General features: G+C 67.8%; 8 protein-coding genes and 1 pseudogene. 3 read left to right on the top strand and 6 right to left on the bottom strand.

The features are described 5' to 3' along the window. Positions 1-147 precede the first annotated feature (147 nt). The 6 genes and pseudogenes from GGR03_RS24840 to polA all read right to left on the bottom strand — a co-directional run. A pseudogene (locus GGR03_RS24840) lies at positions 148-1368 on the bottom strand (polyhydroxyalkanoate depolymerase); the annotation flags it as partial. A gap of 94 nt (positions 1369-1462) precedes the next feature. After that, a complete protein-coding gene (locus tag GGR03_RS21315; protein ID WP_183210810.1) occupies positions 1463-1993 on the bottom strand; it encodes a GNAT family N-acetyltransferase in 531 nt (176 codons plus the stop codon). Position 1994: 1 nt separating this feature from the next. Then, positions 1995-2288: a DUF1330 domain-containing protein gene (locus GGR03_RS21320; protein WP_183210811.1), complete on the bottom strand. Its 294-nt coding sequence runs from the start codon at positions 2286-2288 to the stop codon at positions 1995-1997. A gap of 47 nt (positions 2289-2335) precedes the next feature. Then, entirely contained in the window at positions 2336-3052 is a 717-nt protein-coding gene (gene pyrF / locus GGR03_RS21325; RefSeq protein ID WP_183210812.1) for an orotidine-5'-phosphate decarboxylase, read from the bottom strand. Next, positions 3052-4317, bottom strand: a complete 1266-nt coding sequence (locus GGR03_RS21330) for a PAS domain-containing protein (protein ID WP_183210813.1) — start codon at positions 4315-4317, stop codon at positions 3052-3054. The genes pyrF and GGR03_RS21330 overlap by 1 nt, the downstream gene beginning before the upstream one ends. A 152-nt stretch (positions 4318-4469) precedes the next feature. Further along, positions 4470-7391, bottom strand: a complete 2922-nt coding sequence (gene polA / locus GGR03_RS21335) for a DNA polymerase I (protein WP_183210814.1) — start codon at positions 7389-7391, stop codon at positions 4470-4472. A gap of 692 nt (positions 7392-8083) precedes the next feature. Here polA and GGR03_RS21340 point away from each other — a divergent pair. From GGR03_RS21340 to GGR03_RS21350, 3 genes are all read left to right on the top strand, one after another. After that, entirely contained in the window at positions 8084-9478 is a 1395-nt protein-coding gene (locus GGR03_RS21340) for a dipeptidase (protein ID WP_183210815.1), read from the top strand. Positions 9479-9805: 327 nt separating this feature from the next. Next, positions 9806-10636, top strand: a complete 831-nt coding sequence (locus tag GGR03_RS21345; RefSeq protein WP_183210816.1) for a MipA/OmpV family protein — start codon at positions 9806-9808, stop codon at positions 10634-10636. 225 nt (positions 10637-10861) lie between these two features. Beyond that, positions 10862-13114, top strand: coding sequence for a transglycosylase domain-containing protein (locus GGR03_RS21350; protein ID WP_183210817.1), 2253 nt, complete (start codon positions 10862-10864; stop codon positions 13112-13114). Positions 13115-13185 lie beyond the last annotated feature (71 nt).

Genomic DNA, 13185 nt, shown 5'->3' on the forward strand with positions numbered 1-13185 from the left:
CGGCGCAGCGGTCGCTGCCGCTGGTTTTTCGGCGGCCTTGGCGCTCGTTGCGCTCTCGATCGGCGTTGCGAGCGCCTCCGGCTTCAGGTTTTCCGTCTTCGGCGCGGCAGCCTTGCGCGGCAGCGAAGCGGCCGCATGGGTGGTGCCGTGGGTCAGCGCGAAGTCGACGATGCGCGGCGCGATTTCGGCGCGGAAGCGCGAGCCGTTGAACACGCCGTAATGACCGACCTTCGGCTGCATGTAGTGGACGCGCTTGTCCTCGGTGATGTTGATGCAGAGCTTCTGGGCCGCCTTGGTCTGGCCGACGCCCGAGATGTCGTCGTTCTCGCCCTCGACAGTGAGCAGCGCCGTCCGGCGGATCGCCTTGAGATCGACGCGCTTGCCGCGATGCATCATCTCGCCCTTCGGCAGCGAGTGCTTGATGAACACCTCCTCCACCGTCTGGAGATAGAACTCCGCCGTCAGGTCCATCACGGCGTTGTACTCGTCGTAGAAGCCCCGGTGCTTGTCGGCCGAGTCGCCGTCATCCTTGACGAGGTGCCAGAAGAATTCCTTGTGGGCCGTCATGTGCCGGTCGAGATTCATCGACATGAAGCCGGTGAGTTGCAGGAAGCCCGGATAGACCGGCCGCATGAAGCCCGGCTGCGGGAAGGGCACCGGCATGATGACCTTCTCGCGGAACCAGTCGATGCCCTTTTCCTGCGCCAGCCGGTTGACCGCGGTCGGGTTCTCCCGCGTGTCGATCGGCCCGCCCATCAGCGTCATCGTCGCCGGGGCGCACGGATCCTCCTCCGCTTCCATCAGCGCCGTCGCCATGATCACCGGCACCGCCGGCTGGCAGACGCCGACCACATGCGTGTCGGGGCCGAGGAACCGCAGCATCTCGATCAGGTAGTCGACATAGTCGTCGAGGTCGAAGCGGCCTTCGGTGATCGGTACCTTGCGCGCATCCGTCCAGTCGGTGATGTAGACGTCGGCATAGGGCAGCAGCGCCTCCACGGTGCCGCGCAGCAGCGTCGCGTAGTGGCCGGACATCGGCGCGACGATCAGGATGCGGGGATCCTTCCCGTGCCGAGGCGGCAGCGCGCGCTCGAAATGCAGCAGCCGCCCGAAAGGCTTCTCCCAGACCACCTTGTCCTGGACCGGAACCCGCTGGCCTGCGACGACGGTCTCGTAGAGGCCGAATTCCGGCTTGGCGTAGACCCGCGTGTTGCGCTCGAACACCTCGGCGGCGGCGGCGATCGAACGTCCGGCGTGGGTGTGGGACATCGGGTTGAGCGGATGCTGGTAGAACAGGCGCGTGGCATCCGCCACGGCGCGCAGCGGCACGAGTGCCGCATGGTTCATTTCGTAGAGGTGGTACAACATCAGTCGCCGATCTGCTCCCAGAGTGATACCGGATATAGCAATTATTGCTGCAACGCACAAATACGGCGGCTGGTTGCTCCCCCCGGCCGGGCCGTCAGAGCCGTTTCACCATTACCGTCGCTGCCACGACTGGCGTTTCCGGCGGCGGGTCGCGATCCGGCCGTAGCGGCAGTTCCGCCCGTGACATCGGCATGAAGCCGCAATGACGAAAGAATGACGCATCGCCATCCTGCCCGACAGGGCCAGCAAGCGCCAGCGTGCGATGGCCGAACCAGCGTGCCCTTCGCGTCACAGCATCGAGGAGTGCCGTACCGACACCCCGTCCGCGATGATCCGGGGCAACGTTATGTTCGACCAGCCAGTAGATCGGCCCCTGGCCGCCTGCGACGGCGTATCCCACCGCGCGATCCTCGCGCTTGGCCACCGCGACGTAGACCTCGTGTGCAAGCAGCAGACGAATGAACTCCGCCATCGCGAGGGGCTGCGCCCCCGGCTTTGCGGCAGCGTGCCGGATCGCCAGCAGCGCCTCCGCCTCGCCCGGCTCCATCATCCGCAGCCGGTAGCCCTTCGGCGCCATGCCCCGGAACGGCTTGCGCCCGGAGATAGGGGCCGCCGCAGCGCCCATGTCAGCTGTCGTGACCCTCGACGATGACCATCTCGGCGTCGGCGCAGCGCTGCCGGATCGCCGCCGCCTTCTGGTACTGTTCGCTGTCGTAGCAGGCCTTGGCGGTCTCGACGCTGTCGAACTCGATGACGACGTTGCGCCCGCGCACGGGGCCTTCGAGCTGGACGTATCGTCCGCCCCGCGCCAGGAATTTCGCGCCATATTGCTGGAAGGCCGGCGCGGCGGTCGCGACGTAATCCTTGTAGGCCTCGGCATCGTGGACGTCGACGCGCGCGATCCAGTAACCCTTCGCCATTCAGTATCCTCCTCGGTGTGTCGTCGTCTGCCGGTTGATGCCGGGCATCAGCCTGTCGCGCGTGGTGCGTCCATCTCGGCCAGGATGGCCTCCGCCGCCTGCCGCGGATCGGCGGCCTGGACGATCGGCCGCGCCACGACGAGATGCGAGGCGCCGGCCGCCAGGGCCTCCGCCGGGGTCGCGACGCGCTTCTGGTCGCCCGCCGCCGATCCGGCCGGCCGGATGCCGGGCGTCACGATCGCCATGTCGGGCCCAAGCAGGGCCCGCATCGCGGCAGCCTCCGAGACCGCCGAGACGATGCCGCCCATGCCGATGTCGCGGGCCTGCGAGGCCCTGAGGCGCACGAGATCGGCGACCCCCATAGCGTAGCCCGCTTCCGTCAGGTCGGCGTCGTCGAGCGAGGTCAGCACGGTCACGCCGAGCAACGTCACATCGCTGCCGCGAGCAGCCGCGACGGCCGCTCTCATCGCGTGGGGATAGGCGTGCAGGGTCAGCATCGCGGCGCCGAGCCCGATCGCCGACTCGACACCCTTTGCCACCGTGTTGGGAATGTCGAGCAGCTTGAGGTCGAGGAACACCCGCTTGCCGGCCCGGGTGAGGTCGGTGACCAGCGGCAAGCCGCCGCCATAGGCCAGCTGGTAGCCGATCTTGTACCAGAGCACCGTGTCTCCGAGACGATCGACGATCGTCTCTGCCTCGCCGCGGTTGGCGACGTCGAGGCCGACAATCAGCCGGTCCCGCGCCGTATTCTGCAACTCTGCCATCAATCCTCGGGGTCAGGGGGAATGTCGACCGTCACCGTGGTGCCGGAAGTGTTGGTATTGACGTCGAGCCGGGCACCGAGCCCGCGCACCAGCGACACCGCGATCCGGCCGCCGAGCCCGCGCTGCGCCTCGCGCGCACGGCGCCGGCGGTCCGCCTGCTCGCCGGTCTCGACGACGGCGCTGCCGTCGCCGGACTCCGCAGAACGGCCCATCCCGATCGCCTCGGCGATCTCGCGCGCGGCGTTGGGTTCCGCATCGGCAACCGCCTCGGCCGCCGCCTGGCGCACGGTGGCTGCGGTCTCCTCATCGATAGGGGCCGGCGCGCGCGCACCGCCATAGGGCCAGTCGCTGCCTTCCGGCAGGCCGACACCGTCGTCGGTGACGGTCATTCGGATGACGCCGGACGACAGCATCTTCAGCCGCGCCTCGACAAGTCCCTCGTCCCGACCCGCAAAGGCGTGTTTGAGAGCGTTGGTGAGAAGTTCCGAGAACAGCAGGCCGACGCGGGCAGCCCGTTCGACGCTCACCTCGACCGCGTCGCAGTCGACATTGACCCGCACCGACCGGCGACCGTCCAGATGGCCGATCGTCGAGGCGATGCGGCTGACATAGGCCCCCAGCGGCAGGCGCTTGGAGCGCGCCGACCCGACGCCCGCCTCGGTCATCTCCTGGTAGAGCAGCTGCAGGCTTTCGATCCGGCGGGCCAGCGCGTGGAAGGATTCTTCGCTGGTCTTGGTGCGGGCCTGCATGCGGATCATGCCGATGATCATCGCCAGATGGTTCTTCACCCGGTGCTGGATCTCGCCAAGCGCTGCGTCCAGTTCGCCGGCCGCGTCGTCGTTTGCCGGGTGGGTGAGATCGGCGCCGTCGCTCATGTCGCGCTGCACGCCGAGGAAGCACTGGAGCTTGCCGTCGTCGTCGTAGAGCGGCGTGATCATCAGTCGGTTGAGGAACTTGGTTCCGTCGGCCCGGTAGTTGACGATGTCGACCGAGACGTCCCGCCGTTCCCTGAGCGCCTCGCTGATCTGGCGCACATGCTCCGGATCGGTCTCGTCACCCTGCAGGAACTTGCAGTTGCGTCCGATGGCCGCCTCGATGCTGTAGCGGGTGATCGTCTCGAAGGCCCGGTTGGCGTAGACGATCGGATTGCCGTCGAGATGCGGATTGGTCAGGACCAGCGCCAGCGGCACCTTCGCCAACGCCGCCGCACTGACCCCGGCGGGCATCGTGCTGGCGCCCGCCTGCTCTTTTTCCTGTTGATCCATTACCTTCCGCCGCCGCCACTCGCCCGTCGAATCGTCGAGCGCGACAGGCCGCGCAGGGACGAACGGCGCCAGTTTACCGCGTCCGGCATACCCGGCAAGGCAAGGTTGTGCAGCCGGCACAGGGTGCGACAATTCTACAACCCGCCGTGTCCTCAGTGCGCCTCTTCCCAATTGCCTGCAGCCTTGGCGTCGACTTCGAGCGGCACCGACAGGTCGACCCGGGGATGGGCTGCCTCCGCCATGACCTGCCGGATGACCGGCAGTGTCGCCGCCACCTCGTCCTCCTCGACCTCGAAGACCAGCTCGTCATGGACCTGCAGCAGCATGCGCGCCGAAAGGCCGGCCTCCGCCAGCGCCGGCTCCATCCGGATCATGGCGCGGCGGATGATGTCGGCAGCCGTGCCCTGGATCGGCGCGTTGATCGCGGCGCGCTCGCAGAAGGCGCGCACCGAGGGGTTGGGCGACTTGATGTCGGGATAGTGCACCCGCCGGCCGAACAGCGTCTCGACGTAGAGATGCTCCTTGGCGAAGGCCTTGGTCGAATCCATGTAGTCGCGGATGCCCGGGAAGCGCTCGAAATACCGCTTGATGTAGAGCCCCGCCTCGTCGCGCGGGATCGACAGCTGGTTGGCGAGGCCGAAGGCCGAGATGCCGTAGATGATGCCGAAATTGATCGCCTTGGCGCGCCGCCGCACCTCGGCCGGCATCCCCTCCACCGGCACGCCGAACATTTCCGACGCGGTCATGGCGTGGATGTCATGGCGCTGGCGGAAGGCGTCCTTCAGCTGCGGGATGTCCGCGATATGGGCGAGGATCCTGAGTTCGATCTGGCTGTAGTCGGCCGAGACCAGGAGCTTGCCGGGCGGCGCGACGAAGGCGGTGCGGATCGCCCGCCCCTCCTCGGTGCGCACCGGGATGTTCTGCAGGTTCGGCTCGGAGGAGGAGAGCCGGCCGGTGGTCGTTGACGCCATGGCGTAGCTGGTGTGGATCCGCCCCTCGCGGTCCATGTGCGCCGGCAGCGTGTCGGTATAGGTGCCCTTGAGCTTGGCGAGCTGGCGCCAGTCGACGATGCGGCGCGGCAGTTCGTGGCCCTCGGCCGCGAGCTCCTCCAGCACCTTCACGTCGGTCGACCACTGGCCGGTCTTGGTCTTGCGCCCGCCCGGCAACCCGAGCTTGCCGAACAGGATCTCGCCGAGCTGCTTGGGCGAGCCGGGATTGAACGCCTCGCCGGCCATCTCGGCGATCTCCGCCTCGAGCCCCGCCAGCTTCTGGGCGAAGCGGCCGGACAGCCGCGACAGGATCTGCCGGTCGGTGGTGATGCCGCGCTCTTCCATGCGCGCCAGCACTGGCACCAGCGGCCGCTCCAGCCGCTCGTAGACGGACGCGAGGCCCTCGGCTGCCAGGCGCGGCTTGAGCACCAGCCACAGCCGCAGCGTCACGTCGGCATCCTCGGCGGCGTATTCGGTGACCTTGTCGATCGAGCAGGCGGCGATTGCCTTGAGACCCCGTCCCGAGCCGCACAGCTCCTTGTAGGAGATCGGCTTGTGGCCGAGCAGCCGCTCGGACAATTCGTCCATGCCGTGGCCCTCGAGCGAGGCGGAGGCATCGAGCGCGTAGGAGATCAGCATCGTGTCGTCGAACGGCGAAACGGTGATCCCGTGGCGCCGCAGGACGAGATAGTCGAACTTGATGTTCTGGCCGATCTTGAGGATCGCCGCGTCCTCCAGCACCGGCTTCAGGATCGCCATCGCCTCTGCGAACGGCACCTGCGGGCCGATCTCCTCCTCGACCTTCTTGTCGGAGAGGAGGTCCGCCTCGCCCGACGGGGAGACATGGGCGAGCGGCAGATAGGCGGCCCGGCCGGCCCGCGTGGCGAAGGAGACGCCGATCAGGTCGCCGGTCATGGCCGACAGCGACGAGATCTCGGTGTCGATGGATAGAATGCCGGTCTGGCGCGCCTCGTCCATCCAGGCAGCGAGCGTCGCGGCGTCGCGGATTGTCACGTAGGCGCTGCGGTCGAAGACCGAATTGGCCGCCGCCGCCCGGCGGCTTTCCGCCAGCTGTGCCGGCGTGAGGGAGAGCTGCGCCGAGCCGGAAGGAACGGCCGCCACGGCCGGATCGAGATCGGGACCCCTTGCCGGACCCTCGACGGCGATTTCGGCCCGCGCCACCTCGCTGGCGTCGGTACCGAGCTTTGCCGCGACGCGCCGCGTCAGCGTGACGAACTCCATCGCCTTCAGGAAGGACACGAGCTTCTCGCCATCCGGCTCGTGGATGAACAAATCGTCGAGCGGCACGTCCAGCGGCGTGTCGCAGTCAAGCGTCACCAGCCGCTTCGACAGCCGCGCCTGCTCGGCGAAGGCGAGGAGGTTCTCGCGCCGCTTCGCCTGCTTGATCTCGCCGGCCCGCGCCAGCAGCGTCTCGAGATCGCCGTACTCCTCGAGCAGCTGGGCCGCCGTCTTCGGGCCGATGCCGGGAACGCCCGGCACGTTGTCGGAGGTGTCGCCGACCAGCGCCTGCAGGTCGATCATCTTCTCCGGATAGACGCCGAACTTCTCGTGTACCTCGTCGCGCCCGAGCCGCTTGTCCTTCATCTGGTCGTAGAGGACGACGCCCGGACGGATCAGCTGCATCAGGTCCTTGTCGGAGGACACGATCGTCACGTCCCCGCCCGCCTCGATCGCCCGGCACGTATAGGCGGCGATCAGGTCGTCCGCCTCGTATCCCTGCTTTTCGACGCAGGGCAGGTCGAAGGCGCGCACCGCCTCGCGGATCAGCGCGAATTGCGGCACGAGGTCTTCCGGCGGCGCCGTCCGGTTGGCCTTGTACTCGGAATAGAGCTCGTTGCGGAACGTCGTCGAGGAATGGTCGAAGATCACCGCGAAATGCGTCGGCGCGACACCGACCGAAGTGTCCCGCGACTCTTCCACGAGCTTCCACAGCATGTTGCAGAAGCCCGCGACGGCCCCGACGGGCATGCCGTCGGACTTGCGGCTGAGCGGCGGCAGCGCGTGGTAGGCCCGGAAGATGTAGGCCGAGCCGTCGACGAGGAAGAGGTGGTCGCCCTTGTTCATGCGCCGGTGGTATCGCGGGTCCGGGCGCAAGTCCATCGGCCGCTTGGGGACTTTCCGCAACCGTTCGGGCAAGATGGCTTCCACACCTTTGGCCGGGAAACGGCGACCGGCTTCTCGCCGCCGGGCGGAGGTTCGGGAGCGCAGGGTAGGGGCACGGCGCACGACGTCACGTCACCAGACCCCTTGCGTTGCGGCACTAGTCCGTGTTTGTTACCGTCGGTTAATAAATCTTCACGCCGTTGTGACGAACGCGCCCGGGCGCGGTCTTGATTTCCCTATGGGCGAGTCGCATCTTGTTGAGGACGGCATCATTGGTGCCGTGTTCGGCCAAAGCACGTCCCCCGCTCTGGGCCGAATTGAGAGCGATCCGGTCCTCTTCCCCCCTCTCCGGGACCGTCGCTCGCTGAAAGCAAGGGAGTCGTCGCGGTGTATCCCCCTCCAGGCCGCGGCGGCTCTCTTTGCTTGTGGGTTGCTTGATCTTTTGCTTCGATTGCCCGCGATGGCTATGGTCCCGAGACCCTGTTAGGCGCGTGTCCGCGCTGGCCCAGCGCGGCCAAATAACCGGCCGAATTCGTCGGCTGCCCTTGATCCCCCGGCACCGGCTCCTCTAGGCATTGGCATCCGCTCGCCCCGCCGCTCGTCGCGCGTCGGCAGCCAGCCGCCACCCCGTCGCCTTTCCAGGGATCCGTGCCATGCCCAAGCTCGACAGTGTCCTCGCCTGTCTCGACCTCAATCTCGACCGCTCGGTCGAGCGACTGAACGACCTCCTGCGGATTCCCTCCATCTCCACCGACCCGGCCTATGCCGCCGATTGCCGGCGCGCGGCCGAATATCTCGCCGGCGACCTGTCGGCGATCGGCTTCGACGCCGCAGTGCGCGACACGCCGGGCCACCCGATGGTGGTCGCCCATCATGCCGGCCCGGAGGGCGCGCCGCACGTGCTCTTCTACGGCCACTATGACGTCCAGCCGGTCGACCCGGTCGCGCTCTGGGAAACCGACCCGTTCGAGCCGCGCATCGTGATCATGCCGGACGGCACGCGGCGGATCGTCGCCCGCGGCGCCGCCGACGACAAGGGCCAGCTGATGACCTTCGTCGAGGCCTGCCGCGCCTTCAAGGCGGAGACCGGGGGACTGCCCTGCACGGTGACGATCTTCCTCGAGGGCGAGGAGGAATCGGGCTCGCCGTCGCTGCGTCCCTTCCTCGAGACCAACCGGGCGGAATTGACTGCCGACGTTGCCCTGGTCTGCGACACCAACATGTGGGACCGCCAGACCCCCGCGATCTCCACCGGCCTGCGCGGCATGGTCGGCGAGGAGGTGACGATCAAGGCCGCCAACCGCGACCTGCATTCGGGCTATTACGGCGGCGCGGCGCAGAACCCGGTGCGGGTGCTGGCGAAGATCCTTGCCGACATCCACGATGCCGATGGCCGGGTGACCATCCCGGGCTTTTACGAAGGCGTCGACGAGCTGCCGGACGCGGTCCGGGCCATCTGGGACGAGCTCGGCTTCTCAGAAGCGGAATTCCTCGGCGCGGTCGGCCTGTCGGTGCCGGCCGGCGAGAAGGACCGTTCGGTGCTGGAGCAGGTCTGGTCGCGCCCGACAGCTGAGTTCAACGGCATCGAAGGCGGCTATACCGGCGAGGGCTTCAAGACGGTGATCGCCGCCGAGGCACATGCCAAGATCTCCTTCCGCCTGGTCTCTCGGCAGGACCCCGAGCATATCCGCGCGGCCTTCCGCCAGTTCGTGACGGAGCGCCTGCCGGCCGACTGCACCGCCGAGTTCGAGGAGCACGGCGGCTCGCCGGCGATCCAGCTGCCCTTCGACTCACCCTGGCTCGGAGCTGCAAGGGCAGCGCTTTCGGACGAATGGCCGAAGCCGGCCGTAATGATCGCCATGGGAGGCTCGATCCCCGTCGTCGGCGAGTTCAAGGAGCTGCTCGGCACGGAATCGCTGCTGATCGGCTTCGGTCTCGGCGATGACGCGATCCACTCGCCGAACGAGAAGTACGAGATGTCGTCGTTCCACAAGGGCCAGCGTTCCTGGGCGCGGGTGCTCGAGGCGCTGGGGAGCGGCGCGCGTTAAGGAAAGCTTAACGGATTGCCGCCAATCTGACCTATGAGGGGTACCGCACTTTCCCCGGGCGATGATTCGCCTGGCGGGGAAGCGGGGGTAGACGGAAGGGCGCGGCGCCGAGGGGGTTGCCGCGCCCTTCTGCGTTTACAATCGCTTGGTCGGACGGTGCGGCTGTTGTCGCCGCGCAACGCTGCCTGCGCAAACATCGCGGACCCCCGCCAAAGCAACCGATCCAGGATTGTCGATTACTCAGATTACCGTATGAAAGAGGGGCATCACGCGTCCTGCCGGCTCGACCGGTGAATGAAGAGACGCGGACGGCTGGAGTATCAGGACATGCGTATTCTCACCGCCGCTACCGGCCTTGCCCTGCTGGTCGGATCAAGCCTCGGCGCGGCCGCTGCGGATGTCTATGCACCCTACGATCCGAACCCCGCGGCGCCGGCGCCGGCGGCCTACGATTACGGCGATACCGACTTCGTCTTCATCCTGGGTATCGGCGGGATCGTGCTGCCGGAGTTCGAAGGGGCCGAGGACTACGAGATCCGTCCGCAGGCGATCGTCAGCGTCGAGTATCTGAGCATTCCCGGTCTCGGCGCCTTCGGCGGCCCGGATGGCCGCGGCTTTTCGATCGGACCGTCCTTCAACTATGTCGGCGAGCGCGACTCCTCGGATTTCGACGAGCTGGACGGGCTCGACGACGTCGACGACACCTTTGAGGCTGGCTTCAAGGCCAGCTACGAGTGGGAACACGCCGAGATCTACGGCGCCGTGCGCTACGCCTTCGGCGGCGCCGAGGGCGTCGTCGGCGATATCGGCGCCAACCTGATCGCCCGGCCGACCGAGCGTCTCGTCCTGAAGGCCGGCCCGACCGCGAGCTTCGCCTCCAGCGACTACATGGACGCCTATTTCGGCGTATCGACCTCGGAATCCTTCAACACCGGCGGCCGGCTCGCGCCCTATGATCCCGACGGCGGCTTCAAGAGCGTCGGCGTCGCGGCGTCGGCCCGCTACGAGGTCTTCACCGACTGGTTCGTCAATGCCGATGCCTCCTACGACCGGCTCGTCGGCGACGCCAAGGATTCGCCGATCGTCGAGGCGGGCGACGCCAACCAGTTCACCTTCGGCCTCGGCATCTCGAAGCGCTTCTCGCTCGACCTCTGGTAGGCGGCGGCAGACGCCGCGCTGCCGCGAAAGCGGCTTCCGCTTGCGGTGCCGCATTGCTTAACGCCCCGTTAATTCGCCGCATTTAGGCTTCACCCCAGCGATTGCTCGCCGCCTCGACCATGGCGGCGATGCTGGCGTTGCCGACTTCCCCGAAGGCCGGCTCGCCGGATCGAGTGGGGACAGGGTTGCCGGCGCGCCGGCTTGCCCTTCGGACAAGGGCTGCAGATGGCTGCGAAACGGCACGAGCGAATCGAACCGACCTTTTCCGGGCCGGCCGACGACGAGTTCCGGATCAGCGCCGACGACAGGGCCGTGCCGCCCGCCGCCAACGACATCCGCCGCAAGGCCTCGCGCAAGTCGGCCAAGGCGGGATCGGCTTCCGGCAGCCGGGACCGTTCGCGCCGCGGCCGCTCATCCGGTTCCGGCGGCTCGGGCGGCGGCCGGCGCCGTCGCAGCTTCATCGGCCACATGTTCCGACTGTTCGTCCTGCTGGGGATGGTCGGCGGTCTCGCCGTCGCCGGGCTGGTCGGCTATGTCGCCTTCAAGCTGCCGCAGGAGGCCTGGGCGATCCCGGACCGGCCGCCGAACGTCAAGATCGTCTCCGTCACCGGCGACGTCCTTGCCAATCGCGGCCTGACCGGCGGCAAGGCCGTCGCCCTCGACGAGATCAGCCCGTACGTTCCCCAGGCGGTGATCGCCATCGAGGACCGTCGATTCTACGACCATTACGGCATCGACCCGGTGGGCATCGTCCGCGCCTTCTTCGAGAACATGGCGGCCGGCGAAACCGTGCAGGGCGGCTCGACGCTCACCCAGCAGCTGGCGAAGAACATCTTCCTCAGTCCCGAACAGTCCATGGAGCGCAAGCTGCAGGAGGCGGTGCTGGCGCTGTGGCTGGAGCACAAGTTCACCAAGGACCAGATCCTCGAAATGTATCTCAACCGGGTCTATTTTGGCTCGGGGGCGACCGGGATCGAGGCGGCGGCAGGACGCTATTTCGACAAGCCGGCTTCCGAACTCGACCTAGCCGAGGCGGCATTGCTGGCCGGGCTTCTCAAGGCGCCATCGCGGCTTTCCCCGGCACGCGATCCCGAAGCCGCCAAGGCCCGCGCCGAGGTCGTCCTGGCCGCGATGCGCGACACGGGCTTCATCGGCGAGGCCGAGCTTGCCGACGCCAGGGCGCAGAAGCCAACCAATGCGCGCAGCTACTGGAACGGGGCGGAGCACTATGCCGCCGACGTCGTGATGCGCGACATCCTCGATCTGGTGGGGCAGGTGAAGGAGGACGTGATCGTCGAGACGACGATCGATCTCGGCCTCGAGCGGGCCGCCGAGAAGGCGATCCGCGCGACGGTCGACGGCGCCAAGCAGAATGTCAGCCAGGGCGCCCTCGTCGCGGTCGACGGCACCGGGGCGATCCGGGCCATGGTCGGCGGACGGGATTACGCGCAAAGCCAGTTCAACCGCGCCGTAGACGCCAAGCGCCAGCCGGGCTCGACCTTCAAGCCCTTCGTCTACGCCGCCGCGATCGAAGCGGGCTGGCGGCCGGAGACGGTGATCGAGGACGGCCCGGTCCGGATCGGCAACTGGTCGCCGCAGAACTACGACAACCGTTTCCGTGGCCCGGTGACGCTCGCCGACGCGCTGCGCCAGTCGCTGAACACCGTCGCCGCAAAACTGGTCGAGGCCGTCGGCGCGCCGGCCGTCATCGAAATGGCCGGTCGGCTGGGCGTCGGCTCGGCACTCGTCGAGAACGCCTCGATCGCGCTCGGCACGTCGGAAGTCTCGCTGCTGGAGCTGACAGGCGCCTTCGCCCCCTTCGCCAATGGCGGCTATCGGGCCACGCCGCATCTGGTCAACCGCGTCACCAGCGAGGACGGGAAGGTGCTGTGGGAGCGCGGCGCCGAAGTGCCGCCGATCATCGTCTCCCCCGAAGTGGTGGGGATGATGAATGCGATGATGACCCAAGTGGTGACGTCCGGCACCGGGCAGCGCGCAGCGATCGACGGCTGGCAGGCCGCCGGCAAGACGGGCACCACCCAGGACTTCAAGGACGCCTGGTTCGTCGGCTACACCGCCAACCTCGTCACCGGCGTCTGGCTCGGCAACGACAACGGCGCCAACATGCAGAAGGTCACGGGTGGAACGCTACCGGCGCAGGCCTGGCACGCCTTCATGGTCGCCGCGCACGAAGGTCTGCCGGCGACCCCGCTGCCGGGCGACTACCGCATCGGCGAGCAGGAAGCGCCGCTGACCGCCGACAGCGGCTACGGCGAGGGTGGCTATTACGATCCCGCCGCGCCGGACAGCGGCTATTACTACGATGGCCAGGGGGGCGCTCCGGTGCCGCCCGGGGACATCCCGCGCGGGGCGATCATCAGCGACGGTCCGCCGCCACCGGGGCTGACGGTCGAAGGGCGGGTCGATGGCGGTCGCCCCAGCGACCAGTCGCTGTTCCGGCGCATCTTCGGCGGCTAGGACAGCCGGAATTCGTACGCCTGACGCGATGCGACCCCGCCGGCGGGCCAGCGGGGTCGCAAAATTTTCAA

Source organism: Aurantimonas endophytica (assembly GCF_014196845.1).
GTDB lineage: Bacteria > Pseudomonadota > Alphaproteobacteria > Rhizobiales > Rhizobiaceae > Aurantimonas > Aurantimonas endophytica.